The sequence below is a fragment of the Bacillus sp. TH30 genome (assembly GCF_016650875.1).
Taxonomy (GTDB): Bacteria; Bacillota; Bacilli; order Bacillales; family Bacillaceae_G; genus Bacillus_A; species Bacillus_A mycoides.
In genome coordinates, this window is record NZ_JAEKEY010000002.1 from 4,528,040 (window position 1) to 4,552,593 (window position 24,554).

Annotated in this window: 28 protein-coding genes and 2 pseudogenes; 21 read left to right on the plus strand and 9 right to left on the minus strand. The window is 35.1% G+C overall.

Features of this window, described 5'->3' with window-relative positions; all coding sequences use genetic code 11:
• Positions 1 to 30: 30 nt before the first annotated feature.
• On the minus strand, positions 31 to 1,050 hold the full coding sequence (locus tag JFU20_RS25415) for a zinc-binding alcohol dehydrogenase family protein (protein WP_002165327.1): 1,020 nt from the start codon (positions 1,048 to 1,050) through the stop codon (positions 31 to 33).
• A gap of 307 nt (positions 1,051 to 1,357) precedes the next feature.
• Between JFU20_RS25415 and JFU20_RS25420 the strand changes: the two genes are divergently transcribed.
• The 4 genes from JFU20_RS25420 (at position 1,358) to aiiA (ending at position 4,274) form a co-directional block, all read left to right on the plus strand.
• Positions 1,358 to 1,687 (plus strand): PadR family transcriptional regulator, encoded by a 330-nt coding sequence (locus tag JFU20_RS25420; RefSeq protein ID WP_002165328.1) that lies wholly within the window; start codon positions 1,358 to 1,360, stop codon positions 1,685 to 1,687.
• Positions 1,674 to 2,237 carry an HAAS signaling domain-containing protein gene (locus JFU20_RS25425; protein ID WP_002014137.1) on the plus strand — a complete coding sequence of 188 codons (564 nt, stop codon included), beginning with the start codon at positions 1,674 to 1,676 and terminating at the stop codon, positions 2,235 to 2,237. Before JFU20_RS25420 ends, JFU20_RS25425 begins: the two co-directional genes overlap by 14 nt.
• A complete protein-coding gene (locus JFU20_RS25430; RefSeq protein WP_002165329.1) occupies positions 2,227 to 3,099 on the plus strand; it encodes a DUF4097 family beta strand repeat-containing protein in 873 nt (290 codons plus the stop codon). The genes JFU20_RS25425 and JFU20_RS25430 overlap by 11 nt, the downstream gene beginning before the upstream one ends.
• A gap of 422 nt (positions 3,100 to 3,521) precedes the next feature.
• Positions 3,522 to 4,274, plus strand: coding sequence for a quorum-quenching N-acyl homoserine lactonase AiiA (aiiA, locus tag JFU20_RS25435; protein WP_002066390.1), 753 nt, complete (start codon positions 3,522 to 3,524; stop codon positions 4,272 to 4,274).
• A gap of 41 nt (positions 4,275 to 4,315) precedes the next feature.
• On the opposite strand, the gene JFU20_RS25440 is transcribed toward aiiA, so the two are convergent.
• The 3 genes from JFU20_RS25440 to JFU20_RS25450 form a co-directional block, all read right to left on the minus strand.
• Positions 4,316 to 4,795 (minus strand): hypothetical protein, encoded by a 480-nt coding sequence (locus tag JFU20_RS25440; protein ID WP_002014130.1) that lies wholly within the window; start codon positions 4,793 to 4,795, stop codon positions 4,316 to 4,318.
• Positions 4,796 to 4,899: 104 nt separating this feature from the next.
• Positions 4,900 to 5,364 carry a DMT family transporter gene (locus JFU20_RS25445; RefSeq protein ID WP_002014128.1) on the minus strand — a complete coding sequence of 155 codons (465 nt, stop codon included), beginning with the start codon at positions 5,362 to 5,364 and terminating at the stop codon, positions 4,900 to 4,902.
• A gap of 13 nt (positions 5,365 to 5,377) precedes the next feature.
• Positions 5,378 to 5,800, minus strand: a complete 423-nt coding sequence (locus JFU20_RS25450; protein ID WP_002014126.1) for a DMT family transporter — start codon at positions 5,798 to 5,800, stop codon at positions 5,378 to 5,380.
• Positions 5,801 to 5,935: 135 nt separating this feature from the next.
• Here JFU20_RS25450 and yeiL point away from each other — a divergent pair, with 135 nt between their 5' ends.
• From yeiL to JFU20_RS25470, 5 genes and pseudogenes are all read left to right on the plus strand, one after another.
• Positions 5,936 to 6,628, plus strand: a complete 693-nt coding sequence (gene yeiL, locus JFU20_RS25455; RefSeq protein WP_012261335.1) for a transcriptional regulator YeiL — start codon at positions 5,936 to 5,938, stop codon at positions 6,626 to 6,628.
• 13 nt (positions 6,629 to 6,641) lie between these two features.
• Entirely contained in the window at positions 6,642 to 6,995 is a 354-nt protein-coding gene (locus JFU20_RS25460; protein ID WP_002014124.1) for a glyoxalase superfamily protein, read from the plus strand.
• A gap of 42 nt (positions 6,996 to 7,037) precedes the next feature.
• Positions 7,038 to 7,215, plus strand: a pseudogene (locus tag JFU20_RS30610) (metallophosphoesterase family protein); the annotation flags it as partial.
• A gap of 131 nt (positions 7,216 to 7,346) precedes the next feature.
• Positions 7,347 to 8,381 carry a flavin-containing monooxygenase gene (locus JFU20_RS25465; protein WP_002014120.1) on the plus strand — a complete coding sequence of 345 codons (1,035 nt, stop codon included), beginning with the start codon at positions 7,347 to 7,349 and terminating at the stop codon, positions 8,379 to 8,381.
• A gap of 296 nt (positions 8,382 to 8,677) precedes the next feature.
• A complete protein-coding gene (locus tag JFU20_RS25470) occupies positions 8,678 to 8,926 on the plus strand; it encodes a hypothetical protein (RefSeq protein ID WP_002087603.1) in 249 nt (82 codons plus the stop codon).
• Between the two features lie 48 nt (positions 8,927 to 8,974).
• On the opposite strand, the gene JFU20_RS25475 is transcribed toward JFU20_RS25470, so the two are convergent.
• Positions 8,975 to 10,012, minus strand: a complete 1,038-nt coding sequence (locus JFU20_RS25475) for a serine hydrolase domain-containing protein (protein WP_002014118.1) — start codon at positions 10,010 to 10,012, stop codon at positions 8,975 to 8,977.
• Between the two features lie 109 nt (positions 10,013 to 10,121).
• Entirely contained in the window at positions 10,122 to 10,325 is a 204-nt protein-coding gene (locus JFU20_RS25480; protein WP_002165333.1) for a hypothetical protein, read from the minus strand.
• 280 nt (positions 10,326 to 10,605) lie between these two features.
• On the opposite strand from JFU20_RS25480, the gene JFU20_RS25485 reads away from it, so the two are divergent.
• Positions 10,606 to 10,887 carry a hypothetical protein gene (locus JFU20_RS25485; protein WP_002165334.1) on the plus strand — a complete coding sequence of 94 codons (282 nt, stop codon included), beginning with the start codon at positions 10,606 to 10,608 and terminating at the stop codon, positions 10,885 to 10,887.
• A gap of 29 nt (positions 10,888 to 10,916) precedes the next feature.
• Here JFU20_RS25485 and JFU20_RS25490 read toward each other — a convergent pair whose 3' ends face one another.
• On the minus strand, positions 10,917 to 11,207 hold the full coding sequence (locus tag JFU20_RS25490; protein WP_002014114.1) for a DUF3784 domain-containing protein: 291 nt from the start codon (positions 11,205 to 11,207) through the stop codon (positions 10,917 to 10,919).
• A 218-nt stretch (positions 11,208 to 11,425) separates the two neighbouring features.
• Here JFU20_RS25490 and bla2 point away from each other — a divergent pair, with 218 nt between their 5' ends.
• From bla2 to JFU20_RS25525, 8 genes and pseudogenes are all read left to right on the plus strand, one after another.
• Positions 11,426 to 12,199 (plus strand): BcII family subclass B1 metallo-beta-lactamase, encoded by a 774-nt coding sequence (bla2, locus tag JFU20_RS25495; RefSeq protein ID WP_002014112.1) that lies wholly within the window; start codon positions 11,426 to 11,428, stop codon positions 12,197 to 12,199.
• Positions 12,200 to 12,935: 736 nt separating this feature from the next.
• On the plus strand, positions 12,936 to 14,222 hold the full coding sequence (hcp, locus tag JFU20_RS25500) for a hydroxylamine reductase (RefSeq protein WP_002165336.1): 1,287 nt from the start codon (positions 12,936 to 12,938) through the stop codon (positions 14,220 to 14,222).
• Between the two features lie 583 nt (positions 14,223 to 14,805).
• Positions 14,806 to 15,126: a PadR family transcriptional regulator gene (locus JFU20_RS25505; protein ID WP_002165337.1), complete on the plus strand. Its 321-nt coding sequence runs from the start codon at positions 14,806 to 14,808 to the stop codon at positions 15,124 to 15,126.
• A gap of 75 nt (positions 15,127 to 15,201) precedes the next feature.
• Entirely contained in the window at positions 15,202 to 15,543 is a 342-nt protein-coding gene (locus tag JFU20_RS25510) for a DUF1048 domain-containing protein (RefSeq protein ID WP_002014108.1), read from the plus strand.
• Positions 15,544 to 15,711: 168 nt separating this feature from the next.
• A complete protein-coding gene (locus JFU20_RS25515; RefSeq protein WP_201039011.1) occupies positions 15,712 to 16,473 on the plus strand; it encodes an ABC transporter ATP-binding protein in 762 nt (253 codons plus the stop codon).
• Complete coding sequence (locus tag JFU20_RS25520; protein ID WP_002014105.1) at positions 16,474 to 17,223, plus strand: ABC transporter permease; 750 nt, start codon at positions 16,474 to 16,476, stop codon at positions 17,221 to 17,223.
• A gap of 881 nt (positions 17,224 to 18,104) precedes the next feature.
• Positions 18,105 to 18,241 (plus strand): annotated as a pseudogene (locus JFU20_RS30240) (L-serine ammonia-lyase, iron-sulfur-dependent, subunit alpha); the annotation flags it as partial.
• Positions 18,242 to 18,388: 147 nt separating this feature from the next.
• The gene (locus JFU20_RS25525) at positions 18,389 to 19,708 is read left to right on the plus strand and encodes an aromatic amino acid transport family protein (RefSeq protein WP_002014103.1); all 1,320 of its coding nucleotides are present in this window, start codon (positions 18,389 to 18,391) and stop codon (positions 19,706 to 19,708) included.
• Positions 19,709 to 19,989: 281 nt separating this feature from the next.
• Here the strand turns inward: JFU20_RS25525 and JFU20_RS25530 are convergent, their stop codons facing one another.
• Entirely contained in the window at positions 19,990 to 20,952 is a 963-nt protein-coding gene (locus JFU20_RS25530) for a helix-turn-helix transcriptional regulator (RefSeq protein ID WP_002014102.1), read from the minus strand.
• A 110-nt stretch (positions 20,953 to 21,062) separates the two neighbouring features.
• Between JFU20_RS25530 and JFU20_RS25535 the strand changes: the two genes are divergently transcribed.
• Both JFU20_RS25535 and JFU20_RS25540 read left to right on the plus strand, forming a co-directional pair.
• Complete coding sequence (locus JFU20_RS25535) at positions 21,063 to 21,542, plus strand: GyrI-like domain-containing protein (protein WP_002014101.1); 480 nt, start codon at positions 21,063 to 21,065, stop codon at positions 21,540 to 21,542.
• On the plus strand, positions 21,529 to 22,038 hold the full coding sequence (locus tag JFU20_RS25540) for a hypothetical protein (RefSeq protein WP_033710047.1): 510 nt from the start codon (positions 21,529 to 21,531) through the stop codon (positions 22,036 to 22,038). Before JFU20_RS25535 ends, JFU20_RS25540 begins: the two co-directional genes overlap by 14 nt.
• A gap of 367 nt (positions 22,039 to 22,405) precedes the next feature.
• On the opposite strand, the gene JFU20_RS25545 is transcribed toward JFU20_RS25540, so the two are convergent.
• Positions 22,406 to 22,987 carry a TetR/AcrR family transcriptional regulator gene (locus tag JFU20_RS25545; RefSeq protein ID WP_002014099.1) on the minus strand — a complete coding sequence of 194 codons (582 nt, stop codon included), beginning with the start codon at positions 22,985 to 22,987 and terminating at the stop codon, positions 22,406 to 22,408.
• A gap of 276 nt (positions 22,988 to 23,263) precedes the next feature.
• Between JFU20_RS25545 and JFU20_RS25550 the strand changes: the two genes are divergently transcribed.
• Positions 23,264 to 24,523, plus strand: coding sequence for an MFS transporter (locus JFU20_RS25550; RefSeq protein WP_002165338.1), 1,260 nt, complete (start codon positions 23,264 to 23,266; stop codon positions 24,521 to 24,523).
• Positions 24,524 to 24,554: the final 31 nt, after the last annotated feature.

Below are 24,554 nucleotides of genomic sequence, written 5' to 3' on the forward strand. Positions count from 1 at the left end.
ATTTCTAAATAAGAAATCGGACTTTTGTTATTAAAACTTTTCTAATACAATCTTTCCAATTGTACGTCCACTCTCAAGCAATGCATGTGCCTTTTTAAGATTTTCTGCATTAATTGGTGTTAACGTATCATTTAAAGTAGTTTGAAGAATACCTTCATCTAATAGCTCGCGTACTTTATTTAATAGTTCGTGCTGAGTACTCATATCACCAGTTTCATACATCGCTTTTGTAAACATAAACTCCCAAACGAATGTGGCACTTTTATTTTTTAAAATCCCCATCTCAAGAGGGTGCTCATTTTCTACGATAGAGCAAATTTTTCCTTGTGGTTTAATTATGTCACCCATCGCATGCCAATGCTGATCAGTATTGTTTAAGCAGAAGATATAATCTACATCTTTTAGCCCAAATTCTAATATTTGATCTTTTAAAGGTTGGTGATGATTAACTATATAATCGGCACCGAATTTTTCCACCCAGTGTATAGTTTCGTTGCGGGATGCGGTTGCGATTACATTTAGTCCAGCCCATTTAGCTAACTGAATAGCAATCGAGCCAACACCACCAGCTCCGCCGATAATTAAAATGTTTTTAAATGAATTTTCATCTTTCTTATTATAATCAATCCCTAAACGTTCAAACAAACCTTCCCATGCGGTAATGGCTGTTAAAGGAAGTGCTGCAGATTCAGCATCACTTAACGTTTTTGGTTTTTTACCAACAATTCTTTCATCAACTAAATGGTATTCACTGTATGTACCTTGTCTCGTAATACTTCCAGCGTAAAATACTTCATCGCCTTCTCTAAATAATGTACAACCTTCGCCAGTTTGTACGACAATACCACTAGCATCCCAGCCAAGTATTTTCGCTACTTCTTCTTTTTTATCTTTCGGAGAGCGGACTTTTGTATCGACTGGATTAACGGAAATAGCGTTAATTTTAACAAGTATATCCCTTCCTGTGGCAACAGGTCTTTCAACTTCAATATCAATTAAACTGTTTTCTTCTTCAATAGGTAAGTATTCATGTAAACCAATTGCTTTCATTTTTATTCCCTCCATTAAAGTAAGAGTCTTTTTCTCTTTTATTATAGTAGGTAAAGTGTCATTATGTAAAAAAGTTGAGTCCTTTCCATTTTGTTAAAGGCTGGTTTCAGCCTCATTTAGAACTTTGTAAATGGAGAGGAGCCATCGTTTTGATTTTATAAGCGTCGGGCGAAAGATATACTTATTTTTCCAGTGTACCTTGCAATGAACAATACCAAGTGTTATATTATACTTGTAGTTACTTATTATAAAACAGTACTAAACAATAAATAGTAGTAGATGCCAATTAGAATAGGGTGAATGAATATTGAATGTACAATTTAAAAAAGGAGTTTTAGAACTTTGTGTTCTTGTCTTACTTGATAAGCAAGACCGTTATGGGTATGAATTAGTTCGAAGTATTTCCAATCAAATTGAAATATCAGAAGGGTCTGTTTATCCTCTACTTCGTAGATTAACTAAAGAAGAATATTTTACAACGTATTTACAGGAGTCTTCAGAAGGGCCTTCAAGGAAGTATTATAAACTGACGGATAAAGGTAGAACGTATTTGTACCAACTTTTGGAGGAATGGAATGAGTTCTCACAAGGTGTCAATCAATTAATAAAAGAAGGTGTACGTAATGACGAAAGATAAATTTTTACAACAATTAAACGTATCTCTAAAAAGATTATCTGAAAAAGAACGTGCAGATATTTTAAAAGATTATGAAGAACATTTTACTTTCGGATTAGAGGAAGGAAAAACTGAAGAAGAAATTACAGCTTCATTAGGTTCGCCAGCTCAAATCGCCAAAGAGTTATTAGCAGATTATCATATTGAGAAAGTAACAGCGAGTGCAACAACAGGAAATGTTTTTCGGGCAATTTGGGCAGTAATTGGATTAGGATTTTTCAATTTAGTAATCGTGCTTGGACCTGCAATTGCAGTAGCCGCATTAATTTTTTCGGGGTGGGCTCTAGGAATCTCATTTTTGTGTTTACCACTGCTTGTTATTGTTGATACCATTGTGCATCCAAATACATTCTTACTTTTTAACCTTTTCGTTTCTTTAGCACTTTGTGGACTTGGATATTTCATTGTAATCGCTATGTTATCTTTAACGAAGCTAGCAAAGAATGGATTTGTTCGTTATTTAAAGTTCAATATAGCACTAGTAAAAGGTGGTTTTAAGCATGATAAATAAAAAGAAACTTTCAATCATTGCAGGTATTATTTTCATTATTGGGATTGTGGGAAGTCTATTCACTTATCGTTCAATTGCCACAGTACCAATTTCAGAAGAAAAGGTCATTAACAATAATAATGTGTCAAGCGTCATTATCGATACGAATAACGTGCGTGTTAACATCAATCCTACAACAGAAAGTAACATGAAAGTAACATTAGATGGGGAAGTAAATCCTAACATAAAAAGAACATTAGCTACGGATGAAAAAGATTCAACGCTTCTCATTTCTTACAAAGAAAAACAACAGAGTTGGTTCAACTTCAACATTTCTGAAGTATTGGTCCCATTAACATTAAATGTCTATCTGCCTGAAAAACAATATGATTCATTAAAAATTTCCAATAACAATGGTTACGTTTCTGCAAAACAACAAAATACAACGCATTTTGATATCAATACAAGCAATGGGCGTGTTGAATTAAGAGAGATCAATTCGCAAAAAATTAATGCGGAAACAAATAATGGAAGTATGGACTTTAAAGATATAACGGCGCAAAATATTCATGTGAAATCGAATAATGGACGAATAATGCTAGATCATGTTGAAGGTGAACTAGAAGGGCAATCTAAAAACGGAAGTCTTTCTCTTAAAACAAATGAACTTGATCGAAATCTCAATTTTACGACTCACAATGGAAAAATTAATATTGAAACTGAAAAAGAACCAACTAATGTTCAATTTAATGTCTCTGTCGACAATGGAAAAGCGAATATCCTGAATAAATATAATGGAAATACCGTTATTGGGAAGGGAGAAAATCAAATTAAATTAAACACACATAACGGAAGTATTTCAGTGAAAAAGCATGGAAACTAAAGTAGCATATTACTCTTGAAAATTTTCGCTCATCACATATAAAGAGCATGCAAATCAATAATAAATAAGCAAAATAGCCGACTCCTTTTTTAAAACATGTAGGTAGTCGGTTATTTTATGTCTAAAATTCGTTTTAACGTCTTGGTTTCGACGACTCAATTATTTCTCTGAAAATATCAAATGTATTCTGTTTTCAGAGAACGGTAGTGTTATTATAAGAAAAAGTGATACTTTTATCTTATATACTTAAAGGAGGATTGGATTTCTGCATAGGCTTTCCAGTATCACTGGATTTGGAATGAAAAGTTGTGAACAATTGAAAAGATAATAGTTGAAATAATGAAAGGTGAGAAGGAGTTTATTTCTCATAAGCGAAATATAGTATTGTTTTATCCTAAATTATTTGTAAAGGTGGATACATAATGACAGTAAAGAAGCTTTATTTCGTCCCAGCAGGTCGTTGTATGTTGGATCATTCGTCTGTTAACAGTACATTAACACCAGGAAAATTATTAGACTTACCGGTTTGGTGTTATCTTTTGGAGACTGAAGAAGGACCTATTTTAGTAGATACAGGTATGCCAGAAAGTGCGATTAATAATGAAGGCCTTTTTAACGGTACATTTGTTGAAGGACAGATTTTACCGAAAATGACTGAAGAAGATAGAATCGTGAATATTTTAAAACGTGTTGGTTATGAGCCGGAAGACCTTCTTTATATTATTAGTTCTCACTTACATTTTGATCATGCAGGAGGAAATGGTGCTTTTACAAATACACCGATTATTGTGCAGCGTGCTGAATACGAGGCGGCACAACATAGTGAAGAATATATGAAAGAATGTATCTTGCCAAATTTGAAATACAAGATCATTGAAGGGGATTATGAAGTCGTACCAGGAGTTCAATTATTGTATACACCAGGACATACTCCGGGGCATCAGTCACTATTCATTGAGACAGAGAACTCTGGCCCAGTGTTATTAACGATCGATGCATCGTATACGAAAGAAAATTTTGAAGATGAAGTGCCGTTCGCTGGATTTGATTCGGAATTAGCTTTATCTTCAATTAAACGTTTAAAAGAAGTTGTTAGGAAAGAGAACCCAATTGTTTTCTTTGGACATGATATAGAGCAGGAAAAGAGCTGTAAAGTGTTCCCTGAATATATATAAATAGAAAAAGTCATGGGCCTAGTAGCTCATGACTTTTTCTATTAAATAACCTTTTTAAATAAGTTATATACTTTTTTCGAATTACCTTCATTTAATTGATAATAAGTAAGGTCTACGTCATCAGGAGTGTTTTGATGGGCAATCATAACTTCACTACTGTTGTTATCTACTATCCAAATTAAATATTGTTTATAAGTTCCATCTTGGAAAGTAATCCACATGTTACAATCTACTAAATCAGAACCTTCTTCATCTAGCGTTAAATCGCCTTTTTTTGCTGTATCCATACTGTTAATGAATGTTTTTAATTCATCTGTTTTTGTAAGGAAGATAGATTTTTTTGTCTTAAGCGACTCTACATGTATATCTTTTATTTCCTGTTTTCCTAAAAAAACAGGAGGTGCATCTGGGTCTCTTTGAGTTGAAATAATAGTAGCTTTCTTCTTTGGTTTACTTGCTGTATAGAGATCTTGAATAGATTTTCCAGAGTTTAAAAACCATACGGTTCCAAAAACAATCAATGCGCTACCTAGCAGTAAAATGATTTTCTTAATAGAATATTCTCCTCTCTATGGCTTCATGTGAAGAGCTTTTCTATTAATATATGATAGGTAAGCGTAAAGTATTATAGTTGAACGTGGTTATGCTTCACGGTTTTTATAGGGCGATCAACGAGTAAATTGTAAGTAAGCCCTATTAATACGAGAATTCCACCGATAATTTTTCCGGTTGATAGTTCGTGTGACAGGAAGAAATCGATGATAGTCCCCGTAAACAATTGTCCGATAAAGATGAGTAACGTTAAATAAAATGCTGATATTTTAGGAGTAATATAGTTTGATAATGAGATGACGATAACGCCTACTAATCCGCCTAAGTATACAGCGATAGGTATGGATTGTAACGTATGACTAGAAATATACAACGAATCTGAACTGAAAATTAAAAATAACATGGAGAAAAATAATCCAGTAATATAGTTGAAAAATGTGCCTTCCCAATTTCCAATTTCCTTTGCTAAATTCGCGTTAATAATTCTAGCAACAACGATAGAAACACCAGCTAAAATAGCGATACAAATATATAACATTTTCTTACCTCCATTAATAAATTGTCATGACTATAATTCCAGAAGCGATGAATAATAATCCAATTAATTTTTTCTTATCAAACTTCGAAACTTTCATTCCTAATAAACCGAAATGATCAATAACTATGGAAGCGATGGATTGACCAAGTAAGCTTAATGCAATCGTAATAGAGGCACCAAGAGCAGAGAAACTTATATTATTAAAAAGAACAGTGAATACTCCAATTGCTCCAGCGCTATATAAAAAAAGTGGAATACCTTTATCAAAATGGAGTTTATTTTTGTTAAGGATTAAAACGAAAATAACTGCTATTAAACCGACAAGATGAATGACAACACTCGCTGTATAATTACCGATTATTTCAGATAAAATCCCATTCAATGGGAGCATAATGGCAATAAGCACACCAATAAAGACAGAAAGAAAGTTATACAATGTAATATCCCCTTTTTATATTTCATATTTGTAATGACTGTATCATGCTGAAATTGTGTATTACTATGACATATGTCATAGTGAGAGAAGAAAATTTTGTTTACAATGGGGAGTAGTCGTAAAGGCGGGGGAACTATGAAGAAAGTATGTAATTCTAATAAATTAGCAGAGTATATGAAACAAAATAATATTGATTCATTTTTTAGTAGTGATATGAAACCATATATGGAACTTATATTTTTTAAAAAGAATGAGTTCATTTGTAGAGAAAACGAAGAGATAGATTATTTATATTTCTTTGTTGAAGGAAAAGCGAAAGCGTTTAACACATTAAGTAACGGGAAATCTGTATTATTATGTTTTTATGACAGTTTGCAGTTGCTAGGAGATGTAGAGTTAATTCACTCTCAAAGAATCAATTCAAACGTACAAGTTATGGCAGACTCATATTGTGTTGGGCTACCTTTAGGGAAAGTGAGAAACCAATTATTTCATGATGCGAAATTTTTAAGATGTATTTGCGGTTCTTTAGCCCATAAATTAAATCGACTTTCAAAAAATAGTACAATTAATTTACTGTATCCACTTGAAAATCGACTTGCGAGTTACATGTTAGCAGCAGGGGAACGGGCGGTTCAGCACGGAAATAGAATTGTGTTTAGTGGGAATTTAACGGAAATAGCTGAATTGTTAGGGACGAGTTATCGGCATTTATTACGTACATTAAATGTTTTTTGTGATAAAGAAATTATAAAGAAAAGCAATGGTTGCTTTGAAGTCATGAATGTAGATGTTTTGCGGGAATTGGCGGCGGATGTTTATAAATAGGAGGGTATTATAAATGATTACACCTATATTTAGAATTTTTGATATTGAAAAGGCTCAGTTATTTTACTTGAATTTTTTAGGGTTTAAACTGGATTGGGAACATCGGTATGAGGAAAATATGCCATTATATATGCAAATTTCGTTAAATGATACTGTAATACATCTATCTGAACATCATGGGGATGCTTCACCAGGCGGTGCAATTCGTGTGAAAATAGAGGATTTAAAAAGTTATTATGCTATTTTATCAAGTAAAGATTATGCGTATTCAAAACCTGATATAGAGAGAACACCTTGGGATACAATTGAATTAACTGTGATTGATCCGTTCTCAAATAGAATTACATTTTATGAGGAAAGGGTTTAGAAATTGAGGTGTTATAAATAATTTATCAAAGTAGGGGTTACAATGAAGAGAAAAATAGCGATGATTTCAGATATTCATGGGAATAGTCACGCTTTAAAGGCGGTATTAAAAGATATTCGAAATGATAATAAATTTAGGTGATAGTGTGTATGGGCCGTTAGATCCTTTGGGGACAATTGAAATATTAATGAGTAACGAGATGATACATATTAAGGGGAGTTTACTTTATAGTGAACTGCTCTTTTTTATTTTGGATAGATATTGAATTATAAAAAAATAAAATGTTATGATTATGGAAACGTATGAACATATGAACATGTATTCATGTGTTTGTGAGAAGGAGGAATTGGAATGAAAGATATAATTATCGTTGGAGCTGGTCAAGCTGGATTAACAATGGGATACTACTTGAAGCAGGAAGGATATAGTTTCTTATTACTTGAGGCGGGAAACCGAATTGGCGATTCTTGGAGAGACCGCTATGATTCTTTGCAGCTCTTCACACCAAGGGAATATAGTAGTTTACCAGGTATGATATTAAAAGGAGAAGGGAATGGATTTCCATGTAAAGATGAAATTGCAATTTATTTAGAAGAATATGCAAGGTATTTTCAATTGCCGGTACAATTACAGACTCAAATTTTAAAAATAAGAAAAGAGAAAGAAATATTTGAATTACACACTCCTACAGAAATTTTACAATCGAAAAAAGTTATTATCGCATCAGGTGGTTTTCAGCAACCATTCATCCCCTCATTTTCACAACATCTTTCATCACATATTTTTCAAATACATTCATCACAATATAAATCACCATTACAAATTCCAAAGGGAAAAGTACTTGTAGTAGGTGGTGGGAATTCAGGCATGCAAATAGCAGTAGAACTTGCAAAAACTCATGAAGTTACAATGGCTATAAGTCATCCGTTAACCTTTTTACCGTTATATCTTTTTAGAAAAAGCATTTTTAATTGGTTAGAAAAAATGGGTTTATTGTATGCCGAAATACATACAAAGAGAGGAAGGTGGTTTCAGAAGCGAAAGGATCCCATTTTTGGTTTTGAAGGTAAGGAACTTATTCGTAGTGGAGCAATAAAACTACAGGGAAAAGTGGTAAGTGCATCAGGAAATAATATTATGTTTCAGAATGGTGGCACGTATAGTGCACAAAGTATTATATGGTCAACTGGTTTTGTTCAAGATTATAAATGGATTGAAATAGAAAAGGCAGTGAATATGAATGGATTTCCTAATCATACAAAGGGAATGAGTCCAGTAAGAGGATTGTATTATATTGGACTGCCGTGGCAATCTCAAAGGGGTTCTGCGCTTATTTGTGGTGTAGGAAAGGATGCGGTGTATTTGCTTTCTGAAATCAAAAAATAGATCAGTAGCAACAGCTACTGATCATCCATATGTACATGAATTAGGAGAGGTCAAACATTTCAAACGTTTATTAGCTTTAGTATAATAGATTTTCACGAAATAAAAAACTGAAAATTATAATTTTTTGTTGAGAAAGTTTTTTGTATCGAAATATATAAAAAAACGGGGATTTCTATTGAAAGAAAATATGATATTTATATTTTAGTAAATTATGATATAGTCTATATAAGATTCTTTTCCTTAAATTAGGTTTTTTGTATAGTAATTACATTCGCAGTTGGAAAGGGGAAAAAATTGTGAAGTTTGATGATCAACGTCTACTAGGAATACGATTAGGTTCTGTACTCATAACAGAAGAAAATCAATATTTAGTAATTAAGAAGAAAGATCATTATGCACTATTAAACATACATAATTTAGAATGCACACATGTCGAAGTGCAGTTAGAGCATATTGAAGAACTGTTGCATGAGGATTTCCAAGAAAGTATAACGGAAATTATCGCACCAGAACATATTAAAATTGTGGTGAAAAATGTTATATAAAGAAAGAAGCTGGGAGAATCAGCTTCTTTCTTTGTTTTACTTCGTTAATTATAAGGATAACATTTTTGAAATCTCACCAATAATTCCATCCTTTTGATGAACACCTAAATCCGAGTTCGTCATAATAACAGCGCCATTACCTCGGTATGGATTACATACCATCATACATTGAAATCCAACACCCCAGCCAAGTGAATGAATTTGTAAGTCTTCATTAGAATACTCTAGAAAAACACCTAACCCAGTCCATTTGGTGCATCCTTGAGGAGAAATCATATCTTGTACTGTTTTTTGAGAAAGTTCCAGTTTGCTATTTCCCTGTAAGGACTGAATGATTTCAATAATTAAAGTTGATAAGTCAGTTGGTGTTGTCCAAATGCCTGAAGCTGCTGCGAATGGATAAAATGGATACTTCTCATTTGTTACAGTTCCATCTTTATTATGCCCGCAAGCAAAAGCATCGGTTTTATCTATGTCTTCGGGAGAGAAGAGTGTACTATTTTTCATTTGTAGTGGCTGAAAAATAAATTCTTCAAGTAAAAGGTTGAACGATTTTCCAGTAATATCTTCAAGTAGTTGTTCGATAATACAAAAATTTGCGTCAGAGTAGTGGAATTGGCTTTCTGGTGCATAAGTTACTTCTATAGGTACTGGGCAATATAATGTTTTACCAGCAAGGAGCTCATCCATTTTAGGTAGTCCTTGTGCAAGTGTATAATGTTCAAAACTATTGGGAGGATCAATGATTCCAGATTGGTGACTTAATAAGTTTCGCAGCGTGACTTTTTTCTGTGAAGTAAATAGATTGGTAGGGATGTTCCAAGATGTGAGTCTATCATTTACGTCTTCATCTAAATGTACGATTCCTTGATCTGATAACGTTAGTACAAGCATTGAAGTGATGAATTTGCTAATAGAACAAGAATTGAATATGGAATTCGTAGTGACAGTTCTAGTTGTTCCAGATTTAAGTGTTCCGAAAGCAGTAGCTTCATCAAGTTTACCGTCACGTATAACGGCAAAGCTTAACCCTGCAACAGAATATTGGTTCATTTTCTCATATATATTGTTACTTTTTAAGTTCATAGTGACTCCTTTCTTTTAAAAACAGAATATTAATTTTATTATACATGAGTAAATAGAGAGAAGAAGAGCAAAAGAAAACACTTCATCATTTTTGATGAAGTGTTTTCTTTTATTTTGCAGAAATTCGCATTATAAATTGAAGTAATTTATCTCTATACATATACATTAGCCATAGAGTTGATATGTAGGAAATAAGTGTTCCTTTATTTTCAATTGGTGCATTGAAAACAAACCAACCAACTATATCAAATAACAAATGTAGTGCAATTGAAAGAACTACAAATTGTAGTAACGTCTTAAAAAATCTTTTCATAAAGTGTCCCCCTAAAATAAAAGGTTTTATCCCCATTAACGGGCAGTAAAACTCCCACCTCAAAATTCGACTGGGGCAAAGAAGTTAGGTGGGAGTCGGGCTGCCCGTAAACGCCCGATTGGTAAAGACTAATAATCAGTGGGGGACGAACAAAACCCCCACTGATTAAAGTTTCACTTTATCAACAATGTTGTATATTACTATTATACATTAAATGTGTCCTGTGGTAAAATTTACATAAGTTACTTAAATAAAACAATGCTAGTGAGGAGGAACAGTCTTGGAATTTTGGATTGTCATACCGATAGCGGCCTTTGGATTTATGTATCTCGCTGAAAAATTAAATAAAATCGAAAAGAAAACAGATACGTGTTTAAAGAGGATGGAAGATAGATTACAATTAATTTCGAAAGAAATGGGAATTGTAGATAGAGAACCTGAAATTAATAAAGAATTACGCCAGCTTGTGGAAGATGGAAAAACGATTACAGCAGTTAAGAGAGTAAGAGAAGCATTTGGTTTTTCAATACTAGAAGCAAAGCAATATGTCGATAAATTATGAAAAAGATCATCCATTTGGATGATCTTTTTTTACTGAACCATACGTGTATTTACATATACGGCTATTATGACGTGTCCAATTACAATGATAGGAAATACGATTTTTGCATTAGGGGTAGTGAAGACACTACCAATTGTGGCGATAATACCGGCAATTAAATTATAAAAACCAACTATTTTTGATAACTTCACTTTGTCAGGTACACGGCGTTCATTGAATCCTGATAAGAGCCAAGTGCATTGTTTTACTCCGATGAAATAAGCTAATGCAAATGAAATGATTGCTAGTATGAATAATGATGGGGAAGCGAAGAGAGTCATTAAAAGCACCTCCGTTAAAGGGTTATAAATAAATTATAGTATGAATGTTATAATTTTTAAAAAAGTAATTGTAATTTTAAGTTTTAAAGCGTACAGAATTTTGTACGCTTTTTTATTAACTGCATGAAAAATATGTAAGTGAATATGGAACAAACTGTTAAGTTGAATTGTCTATTTTAGGTAATAACCATTTAATTTGAAAGAAAGGATTGATAAAAATGAAAAAGAATACATTGTTAAAATTAGGGGTATGTGTTAGTTTACTAGGAACAATTCAATTTGTTAGCACAATTTCTTCTGTGAAAGCGGAACAAAAGCTAGAGCAAAAAGTAATAAAGAATGAGACAGGAACTATTTCAATTTCTCAGTTAAACAAAAATGTATGGGTTCATACTGAGTTAGGTTATTTTAATGGAGTAGCAGTTCCTTCGAACGGTCTAGTTCTTAACACTTCTAAAGGGTTAGTGCTTGTCGATTCTTCTTGGGATGATAAGTTAACGAAGGAACTAATAGAGATGGTAGAAAAGAAATTTCAGAAGCGCGTAACGGATGTCATTATTACACATGCGCATGCTGATCGAATTGGCGGGATAAAAACGTTGAAAGAAAGAGGCATTAAAGCGCATAGTACAGCATTAACTGCGGAACTAGCAAAGAAAAATGGATATGAAGAGCCACTTGGAGACTTACAAACAATTACGAATATGAAGTTTGGAAATATAAAAGTAGAAACGTTCTATCCAGGGAAAGGGCATACAGAAGATAATATTGTCGTATGGTTACCGCAATACAACATTTTAGCTGGAGGCTGTTTAGTGAAATCTGCGGAAGCTAAAGATTTAGGGAATGTTGCTGATGCATATGTAAATGAATGGTCGATATCGATTGAGAATGTATTGAAACGATATGGAAATATGAACTTAGTAGTGCCTGGTCATGGAGAAGTAGGGGACAGAGGATTACTTTTACATACATTGGATTTGTTGAAATAAGAAACAAGAAATAAAGTAATAATGAAGCGAATTGTAGATTTAAGAAATTTTTGGAATACAAAAGAGAGGAGAAAACTATTTCCTCCTCTTTTTCTTTTAACTATATTGAAATGCCGAAGCTATTGATTACGCCTAAATATGTTACTGAGATTTTAATTCTAAATATACAAATACTAGTACCGTCATAATTGCTATAATAACGTAAGTAACATCAAGCATTATAAGTGTCTTTAATGTTTCAGTCATCCTAATTCACCCCTGTTATAAAAATATAACATGACCTCTTATCAATTAAATAAGAGATCATAAAGATAACAATGTACATGAAATTTCTTAAGTAGTTTCTATATAAATATATCATATAAATAATGTAAAAAATGTTAAGATGGTGTAAATATATTGTAAATAAAGAGGTTTCCTATAAAATCTTTAATCAAAAAATTGATAGTTCTTCAAAATGAAAAAACGCTATTCTTTCTGTTGAATGATAGAAAGAATAGTGTTTTTGTATGCTTATTAGTTGCTAATAGTTCTCTAAATCAATTATCTAGCTATTTGAAAGCATCAACAAAGGTGTCCATTTTTCTGTATGTTTTTTAGTGTCAGTAAAAATATTATGTCAACAATATGAACTGTCACAAATTTATATATATTATTGTGATTGATATCACATCCTTTTTTCCTAATGGGTATTATGCTTGATTTGTAATGAATGATTGGGAGAGGGTGGGATGATATGTTTTGTTATCAATGTGAACAAACGCCAACAGGCGGATGTAAAGTGATGGGTGTTTGTGGTAAGAATGAAACAATTGCAAGTTTACAAGATACGATTGTGTTTGGATTAAAAGGAATAGCGGCTTATCGTACGCATGCTGCGCAGCTAGGGTATACAGATGCATTTGTAGATGCTACAACTCAAGAAGCGCTATATATGACATTAACAAATTCTAACTTTAATGAACAAGAACATATTGATATGGCTATGAAAGTAGGGAAATCGGCTTTACGAGTAATGGAGTTATTAGATGAGGCACATACGAATCACTTTGGTGTTCCGGAGCCTGTTCAAATTACGCAGAACCATGTAGAAGGTAAGGCAATTGTAGTTACTGGTCATAATTTATTTGCATTAGAAGAGTTATTAAAGCAAACAGAAGGAAAAGAAATTAACATTTATACGCATTCTGAAATGCTACCAGCACACGGATATCCACAACTGAAAAAATATAAACATTTAAAAGGAAACATTGGTAAGGCATGGTACGATCAACGACGACTTTTCGAAAAATTCACTGGTGCTATATTAGCTACAACGAACTGTGTTATGCCAATTAAAGGATCATACTCTGATCGATTCTTTTCATATGATATTGCAGGCTTAGAGGGCGTACAAAAAATTGAAAATGACGATTTTACACCAGTGATTCAAAAAGCGCTAGAACTTCCAGAAGTACATATGGAGTCGGATGAACAGTTAGTAACAGGGTTTCATCATAATACAGTATTATCATTAGCTCCAGAAATTATTGAGGCAGTAAAGGAAGGGAAAATTAAGCGTTTCTTTGTTATCGCAGGTTGTGATGCACCAGGAAAAGGCGGGGAATACTATCGTGAATTAGCAACGTCGCTTCCGCCAGAAACGGTTATTTTAACAACTTCTTGCGGGAAATTCCGCTTTAATGATGTGAGTTATGGTGTTGTACCTGGTACGGAGATTCCGCGTTACATTGATTTAGGACAATGCAATAATTCAATTTCTACAGTGAAAATAGCGGCCGCTTTAGCAGATGCTTTCCAATGTGAAGTGAATGAATTGCCAGTAAGTATTGTCTTATCATGGTTTGAACAAAAAGCGGTTGCTATTTTACTTGGGCTATTTAGCCTTGGTATTCAAGATATTCGCATTGGTCCAAAGGCACCTGAATTTATTTCACCTGGTGTGCTTGATGTATTACAAGAGACATTCGGTTTAAAACTAATTACAACCGCAGCAGAAGATATGAATATGATGTTATCGTAACAAAAAGGATGTCCTATATGTAGAGTTGACTTTATAAAGAGTTTGTATGTATTCGCAAGCTCATGTATTAGATGCACAGGTGCATTAGTAGAAGAACAAAAAAAATGATCCGTCTTTTTAATAAGGAGAGCTATCTACATTCATTAACTTCGGAATATTATAACGCCCAAAATAAAAATGCGGAATTTTTGTTTTGGGTATTTCCTTTTCTTAGCTGGATAGGTATGTGGTGAGATTTCTTAAGAAGAAAATAGGCAGTATCCAATAGATAATAGCGGATTTAAGAAAAAATTTAAAAATCGAGTTGACATTCTATCTACATAGTCATACAATGTAGTGGTAATGAGTAATACTGAATAGCGTAGTTTTTAAAAATATATTCAGTATCCAATAGGCAAAAGCGGATTTAAGAAAAAATTTAAAAATCGAGTTGACATTCCATCTACTTAGTCATACAATGTAGTTGTAATAAGTAATACTGAATAGTGAGGTTTCTCAAAAGCTATTCAGTAAAAATTAGCCTTAGTACTCTGTGATACTGAATATAAGTCAGACAGAATAGGGGGTAAAGGAGGATCAGAATATGGAAAATTTAACTGAAATGTTGAAAGGTTCGCTGGAAGGATGTGTTCTGGAAATCATTAGCCGCCGTGAAACTTATGGCTATGAGATTACCCGCCACCTTAATGAGCTTGGGTTTACTGAAGTCGTGGAAGGAACGGTCTATACCATCCTTGTGCGATTAGAGAAGAAAAAACTTGTGAATATTGAAAAGAAACCGTCAGACATGGGGCCGCCTCGCAAGTTTTATTCACTAAATGAGGATGGCCGTCAGGAGCTTGAATCATTTTGGAGAAAATGGGATTTTGTATCATCAAAAATTAACGTCTTGAAGTCAAACTAGCCTCATAAGATTAAATATTCGGCCGATATTTTGGGAGTTTCTTGTTCTGCTTTATAAAAAAGGAGGAAAAATAATATGTTGGAAATGTTCAAAAAATTAATTGGTGATAAAAAAGAGTACAAAATGATGATGGCACGTGTTGGAGCTCTGCCAGAGGACTATCAGTTTGTGTTTAAGAAAATTCAAAACTACATGTGGAATTTCTCAGCTGGTAACGGGATGGATATGCTACACATACAGTATGAACTAATCGATTTGTTTGAAGCCGGTGCGGCGGAAGGCAGACAAGTGCTAGAAATCACTGGGGAGGACGTGGCATCCTTTGCTGACGAACTAGTGGCAAATGCTAAAACTTATGTTTCCAAGTATCGTGAAGATTTGAATGAAAGTATCATGAAGCAATTGAGAAAAAAATAAATGCAACAGGTAATACCGACTGATTAGCTGGTTACAAATGTGAATTGACGCCATTGCTATTCAGTTATATTTTTAAATCAGTACTAAGTAATACAGATTATCAGTAATACTAAATAGAGGGTGTAGGCAGTCTATCTTTACAAAACATTTTTTAAGGAGGAAAAAAGCATGACCAATACAGCGATTTCTGTAAAAGGATTAAAAAAATCCTTTAAAGATAAGGAAGTGTTAAAAGGGGTAGATTTTGAAGTGCAGCGTGGCTCCATTTTCGCACTGCTGGGCTCAAATGGAGCGGGCAAGACGACGATAGTCAATATCCTCTCGACGCTGATGAAGCAAGATGGCGGCGAAGTAGGTATTTGTGGTTTTGACGTTCAGCGTCAACCGGATCATGTTCGTCAAAGTATCAGTCTGACAGGGCAGTTTGCAGCTTTAGACGGAATGCTTACGGGGAGAGAAAACTTGATAATGATTGCCAAGTTGCGTGAAGTTTCTAGTCCTGCTCAAGTCGCTGATAATTTGCTTGCAAGATTCAGCCTGACTGATGCAGCCAACCAGAGGGCAGACCAGTATTCAGGTGGGATGAAGCGCCGGCTTGACATCGCGATGAGTTTGATTGGGGCGCCAGCAGTCATTTTTCTCGATGAACCGACGACAGGGCTTGACCCCGAAGCGCGGATTGAAGTGTGGGATACCGTCAAGGAACTTGCCGGCGGCGGCACAACCATCTTGCTCACGACCCAGTACCTCGAGGAAGCCGAACAACTGGCGGACCGTATCGCTATCTTGCATGGCGGAAAAATTATTACGACTGGTACTCTTACAGAACTTAAAGAGATGTTCCCGCCAACAAAAGTGGAGTATATCGAGAAGCAGCCGACATTGGAAGAAATTTTCCTTGCGATCATTGGCAAAAAGGAGGAGATGTAAATGAAGAGCAAAACAGGGGTATTATTAGGACGCTTAATGCGCAACATTATGCGCAGTCCAGATACAATTATTACAGTAGCGATTACGCCGATTATGATGATGCTGTTGTTTGTCTACGTATTTGGCGGCGCCATAAAGACAGGAACGGATAACTACGTCAATTATTTATTGCCGGGAATCTTGCTGATGGCTATCGCATCCGGTGTCGCTTACACTTCCGTACGGTTGTTTACGGATGTAAAGAGCGGGCTGATGGCACGTTTCATTACTATGCCTATCAAGCGTTCGTCGGTATTATGGGCTCACGTATTAACATCACTTGTTGCTAATGTGCTTACTATCGTGGTGGTTATTCTTGTTGCGCTCTTAATGGGCTTCCGTTCCAGTGCTAATATTCTGGATTGGCTTGCGGTAGCTGGAATACTCGGGATGTTTACGCTGGCGCTGACATGGCTGGCTATCATTCCTGGGTTGACAGCGAAGTCTATGGAAGGGGCGACAGCCTACTCGTACCCACTAATTTTTCTGCCCTTTATTAGTTCGGCCTTTGTTCCTACCGAAACTATGCCAAAAATTGTTCGTGCGTTCGCTGAAAACCAGCCTGTGACTTCAATCGTGAATGCGATTCGTGCCCTCTTATATGAAGGGACTGTTGGCAACGATATTTGGATTGCACTTGCTTGGTGTGTGGGCATTATGGTTATCGCTTACTTCTTCGCCGGCAAAGCATTTAAACGTCAGTTAGGGTAACACCACCAGTTCGGTGCACAATGGCAACTAAACCTTCTGGAATAATATATATATATGGGAAAGTGGATTTAAATCACATTAATCTTAGTTATTGCTATAATTGTTAGTATTCTTACTGGTTACTCAGTTGGTACGTAAGTAGGTTCAGACGTTGAGAAAAATCAGCCTGAGAGAGTTAAAGGGAAGAGATAATATTTTGACCTCAATTCTAATTGCCATATAATAAATGCAATTTCTATACATGAAAAGCCCACCTATTTTCGTAGGTGGGCCATATCTTTATTACACAATACGAAAGTAGACTCTCTTTTTCTAAATATGAAATTATGCATATTTAGAAAAAACTACACTTAATAAATATTACATATAGTAAATGGAAACTTATGGTGTTATTCTTTTGAAAGGCGTAACATGTCAATCATTATAGAAGATGTGGTGGCTCCTTGGTAAAGAAGTTCTTTTTTTCTGAAAAATGAATATTAATTCGATATTAGTTATAATTATTCGGTTAGATGATTTTATGTTTTCTTAATTTATTCCTTTATATCTACAGTGATTATTTATTATAACAGTTTTTACGTCTAAAATAAGATATTTCAGCAAAGGGGAATATAACTATCTTTATAATGAGTTCCCAATATAATTAACGTGTTAACAAAAATGATATCTGTATTATTTTCCCCTTTTTGCTAACTAATACAGCTTCAAACAATGGACACAATTGCTACATAGCAATTGTAATTTATTATCTATTCATAATTCTGTTTATTCTGTCTTTCTAAAAATAAAAAAATATTAGACTCGTAAATATAAACGTTATAATGAGGGCGTCGAGAGGTAACCGATTACCTACGGAGAAAATATCAAACATTTTTAAATTGGACAGACTGAAACGATTAATTGCAGAAAGGTGTGTGACCAGAAGGGGAATTTCTTCAAAATAGTTTAGTAGCAGTGGACATCGTATTAGCTGGTGTAAACAATATCATCAATGCTGACGAAGTATAGGGTTGGAGGATAAATGCCTCGCACATTAAGAGAGACAGCTTTAGGTGGAATCGTTTACAATATGGTGCATCAAGTAAGCGGTTCATTTTTTAAGAATGGTCTATATTCTTAAGCCTAAAAAGAGACGTAAGAATAGGATACAAGGGGGATTTATTATATGAATGGGAATACTGCAAAAAAAATAGAATTTCAAGCTGAAAACACTGCAGTGAAAAATGAGAAATATCTAGATCCTAAAAAGTGGCATAAACAAGATACTACCTGGGCATTGAGCCTTTTTGGAACAGCAATTGGAGCAGGGGTGCTCTTTTTACCGATTAATGCAGGTTCAGGTGGTTTATTATCATTACTACTAATTACATTGCTTGCATATCCAGTTATGTATTACTCACATAGGGCACTTGCTAAAATGATTTACACTTCTAATTCTGCTGATGAGGGGATTACAGGCACAATAAGAGAGTATTTCGGAAATAAGGCAAGTATCATTTTTAACATCGTATATTTCGGCTCAATTTATACAATCGTATTGATGTATTCGGTTGCGCTTACAAATACCGCAAGTAGTTTTATCGTGCATCAATTGCACATGCCGGAGCCTCCAAGGGCCATTTTATCTCTTGTATTAGTGCTCGGCCTTATTGCTATACTAAATTTTGGTCAAGATATTACTGTGAAAATCATGAGTATGCTCGTATATCCTTTCATAGCTTCTCTACTTTTCATCGCAATATCTTTAATTCCACAGTGGAATACGTCAATGCTTAGCTTTTCAAGTGTTTCTACTGCTTCAACAGGAACAGGATATTTTGGAACGATATTAATGATTCTACCAATCATCGTATTCTCATTTAATCATTCACCTATGATTTCATCATTTGTTGTGAAACAGAAGGCTACGTATGGAATAGAAGCTACTGATGCTAAATGTGCACAAATACAAAAAGTTTGTTATATCATGACATTCGTTGTAGTTATGTTCTTCGTTTGGAGTAGTACACTGAGTTTGACTCCAGAGGATTTAAAAATGGCAAAAGAGCAAAACTTATCAATCCTTTCATATCTTGCTAATGAGCTTAATTCGCCTGTAATCACTATTGCAGCTCCAATCATTGCTTTTGTGGCTATTACAAAGTCTTTCCTTGGCCATTATATAGGAGCATTTGAGGTAATGCGTGACATGATTATTAAGTTCGGTAAAACACGTGGAAAAGTTATTGAAGAAAAAACAATTAAGACAATGATCCTTACTTTTGTTGTATTAACATGCTGGTTTGTCGCTTATACAAATCCAAGTATTCTTGGAATTATTGATTCTCTGAGCGGTCCATTAGTTGCTGCTATCTTATGTCTATTACCGATGTATGCGATTAGTAAAGTACCAGTACTAGCTAAATACAAAGGGAAAATGAGCAATGTATTTGTTATTGTTGTAGGTGTACTTACTGTTTTAGCAAGTATTAAGTCATTATTCTAAGTCATTATTGTTGGTTTTAGTTCAAAAATAGTGGAATATGAAAAAAGAATGAAAGATCTTATGGATAAGATAAATCCACACTCGAATTTTAACGAAGGTTAAACTCTAATATAAAAAGACATGAACAAAGATTAGTTCATGTCTTTTTTGTGTTCGCGTTATGACTAGAAGAGCGTTTAAAGCAGCGGTAGTAAATAAAATATTTTCTCTATTTGCTTGAAAATAGGGGTAACTGGCATCTAGTCAAACTCAATATTATTTTAGGTGTAACGGGTCACTGCTTATGGGCAGTATAAACATAATCTCTCTTTTAAACCTTCTAACACTTCTTCAGGCACTTCCCTAATTTTGATATCTTTACCTAGGAAAAGTAGCCAATTTGTTATCTCTGTTAATTCATCGAGATCGTTAACATTGATAAAAGTCTTTAGAATGGCTGTGGATTGGTAAGGATTTGTATAGGAAATAGAAATTTTTATAGGATGGTATTTTTTGAACTGGGCAATCGCTTTTGGACCAAGTTCAAGTACAAGGTTGATTGCTTCGTCCTTCTTACTGAGTTTTTCTAAAATTTTTTTCTTACTTAATCTATTTTTCGTCGTATAGGGTTCGAGATTGATGAGATGATCGACAGGGAGCATCTTCTTTTTTTCTTCTTTTATGTCAAAGCCTTCAATTATCCAATGGCTTTTTTCTTGATAAAGGTGCAGTAGATAAATTGGATAAGACTTGGTTTCCTCCTCTTCTTTTACGGTAATCAATAAATGGCTATCTAAAAGAAGGATTTGGATGAGTTTTTCTAACATAGGATGGGGGAGGTCAGAAAGCTCAAGTAGGTCAGGATTATGAGGGTTAGTCCCTTCAAAAAGCAAGATTTGATTTAAAAGAACAAGGTCATCCTGCTGGATTTCTGAGATGAGTCCTAGTAGTTTTTCGGCTAAAGACTGACGACTTTTTAGATAGGGAAGTTGTTGATTTCTTGTGGCCATAAAGGCAATAAAAAGAGCTTTGACCTCATTATCAGTAAAGCGAACAACGGGCAGGATAGAGTTATGCATGACAAAATATCCTCCATCCCTTCCAACTTCAGCGACGAGCGGCATCCCCATGGCTTCAATTTCTCTAATGTCTCTAATAGCTGTCGATCGTGAGATGTTAAATTCTCGTATGATTTCAGAAATTGTAAAGTGGGAGCGGTTGTTAATATAGCGCATGATCGTATTAATCCGTTCAACTTTTTTCATGTTAGTCTCCTAAACAGTATCATTTTTTGACATGATTTAAAGATATTATAAACTCATCAAGTGAAAAGATAAATCGTTTGATTAATTTAAAAGTGAGGAAGGTTTTAAATATGAAAAATTATACAATAGAAGAAAAAGATAGCTTTATCGTGTTAGGTATTGGAACTGAACTTAAGAGCCACTATACAGACTTTGCGGGCATAAACAAGGAAAAGGCAGACTTTTGGCTGGCCGTCGAACAAGATGGAAGGTTGGACACTTTAAAAGCTTTAGCTACAAATGATTACATTTTTTCTGTGAGTGAAGCGGTGAATAACAAGATGATGTATTACGCTGGTGTCATGACAGAGGCAACGATACAAGAAGAATCTAGAGTTATCCAGTTTCCGAGGGGAGAATACCTAGTAGTTAAAGGGGAAGGTAATACAGCTGAGGAGCTAAGTAATAAGCTTACTGGCATTGCATTTGGTCAAGCATTAGCAGAAGTAAAAGATTTTTCCTATGTTGGTGGGCCAAATACAACAGTTGAGATGGGGCAGCGAAACGGCTTAGTATTTGGTGAAATATGGATTCCAGTTGTTAGGAAGTAAAGTGTTAAAAGGAGAGATGGAATTGTCCTGTATCGTTGATTTTAAAAATGTAACTAAAGCTGGCTTAGAGTCTTCACCTGTAGCAGAAGCGCTTGCTGGTTTACGCGCCCATGAAGCTCGTTACTTTATGAACAAATACAAGCATGAATTTACGGTTGTACCAGCTAATGAAAGCGGGGAGACTCTTGATTATGTGAATCGCATTTTGAAAGAAGAACGTGATATTGAGTTTGCGGCCATACCTTTAGAAACATCACGTTTTCAAGTAGAGAATATCAAATTTGCGTACGTCTTCTACGAGGATGGTCTTGCAGTCAACGTCATGTATACGTTGGATAACCCAAAGAAGCGGGCCGTTGGATTTAAGCTTTCTGAGGGAATGGAGATACCAAAGGAGTTAGAAGAGAAATTTAAGTTTGCTAGGCAGAAGTCTAAACTTGCTGGAACAATTCGGGGTTCGTTTTTTGTAATAAAAGGAGAATATAGTGCAAGTTGAAGAATCGATCATTTGTTATATTGAGTTATTTTTTAAAAGGCGCGATTAAGGCTAACAATCTTGAATTGTTAGCCTTTTTTTACATAAGTATAATATTCATAGTCTGCTACACACTACGTTCAGATAAAATAAAACGAAAGGAAATTACTGTAGGGTGGTGGTATGAGATTTTGAGTCGATGGGCATGTGGTGCTCCCCATACCCATCAACTTAAGAATTCAGAATTACCCCGAAATGAAAAAATGAGCATTTTTGTTACAAGTTAGCACAAAATTTCGTTCTGGGGGTACTATAAGATTGTAGCTTGATGGAGATTTGACGCTACCCCTATAAAGGTATAGTTTTCGTACTTTCATATACAATCATGTCACTTAAGTAATGTGAGCGTCGCTGCTATTACATTGTCGACAAATGAACGTTGGGGGCGAGATTTCATCATAACCGTTAGGCCGATTAACGCTACAATCAGTGCCTGTGCCAAAGACTTTGCATCTGTGTTGACTTCCAGCTCACCTGATTGGATTCCACGTTCGATCGTCTCCTGAAAAATGACGGCGAGGTACATTTGATGTTCTCTGGTCAAAATTTCAAATCGCTCATCATGAGGTGCTAGTTCAACCATTGTATTGATACAAAAACAACCTTTACTAAGATCTCCTGCGTATTCTTCATTGACGACATCGGCAAAGAAAATAGAAAATGCCTCTTTTACAGAGGAGTGACTTTGAAGCCTAGTTCGTGTATCAGAGGCCCGAGACATTGTATATCTGCGAAGTGCGGCTTCAAACAATTCTTTCTTATCTCCAAAAGCTGAATAAATACTAGGGCGTTGAATGCCCATTCTAGAAGTAAGATCACTTAATGAGGTAGCCTCATAGCCCTTCTCCCAAAATAACTGCATTGCTGCATCTAAAACTTGATCCTCATCAAATTCACGAGTTCTTGCCATTAAGAATTCTCCTTCTCAAACTTTGATTTTATTAATTGTTTTAGGATAGGTGTGTAGGTAATTACAATTGTTGTTTTTATTACCAAACAGTATGTAATTATTATATAGTTAGCCATTATCTATGTCAAACCAATCTCCATTCATTTAATACAACATTAACTTTAGTGCAAATAAATCGTTGACATCATGAATGAGACTAAGTTATATTTACCAGTAATCATATTGTACTGAACGGTATGTTATGATTAAAAATCTAATGTGATTGGAGGTTAAGGTATGTTTAAAACAGAGACAAATATAGAAGATGATCCACTCTACACTAAGATAAGTCATAAATCTTCCATAACAAAACCTAATTTGAATCAACAGCCATCCATGTCTCACGCTTTGGCATTATTGTTTGCGGCTGCCTGTGGAATGTCTGTTGCCAATATTTACTTTGCACAGCCGTTGCTTGATCAACTATCTAATGAGTTTAGTATTAACCATTCCATTATTGGTGTTGTTATTACCGTTACACAAATTTTTTATGGAGTGGGCTTACTGCTACTCGTACCGCTTGGAGATTTGCTAAACCAGCGACGTCTAATTGTCGGTCAGATGCTATTATCTACAACAGCTCTGGTTATAGTTGGTACTGCTTCCTCCAGCATGGTGCTTTTCGCAGGTATGGCTTTGGTGGGTCTGCTTGCAGTTGTGACACAGACTCTCGTGGCGTTTGCAGCGACCATCGCTTCCCCTACAGAAAGAGGGCGTGTCGTTGGCATTGTAACAAGTGGGATTGTTATTGGCATACTTCTCGCACGTACTTTTGCTGGTATATTAACAGATGTTGCGGGATGGCGTTCTGTATATCTATTTTCTGCTGCGCTCATGCTTTTGATGGTTTTTATGTTTATAAAGATGTTGCCCAATGTTGAGCGCGAGGTAAAATCGCTATCCTACCCTCAGTTGATTAGATCGGTGCTTGCTTTGTTTATTCAAGAACGAACGTTACGCGTTCGCTCCGTTCTAGCTATGCTGATTTTTGCTGATTTCAGCATTTTGTGGACTTCACTAGTACTGCCACTTAGTACACCGCCAATTTCTCTATCTCATAGTGCAATTGGCGCATTCGGTCTTGTAGGCGTGGCTGGAGCCTTAGCTGCGGCACGGGCAGGGAAATTGGCCGATCAAGGTTACGGACAACGAACGACAGGTATTGCTTTAGCTCTATTATTGATTTCATGGTTGTTCATCAGTTATATAGAGCAGTCATTAATCGCGTTAGTGATAGGGATAGTTCTACTTGATTTGGCCGTACAGGCAATACATGTCACGAATCAAACCATGATCCTTCCATTGCATACAGAAGCACGGAGTCGACTTACTGCTGGATATATGGTGTTTTATTCTATCGGCAGTGCTGGTGGTTCAATTGCGTCGACTCAAATATACGCACACTTTGGCTGGGGAGGGGTTTCCTTACTCGGAGCCTCTGTCAGTGCTTTCGCTCTTCTTTTTTGGGCTATGACCAGACGAGTTAAGATTTCATGAAATAAACGTGTGTTAGCCAATATGAGAAACA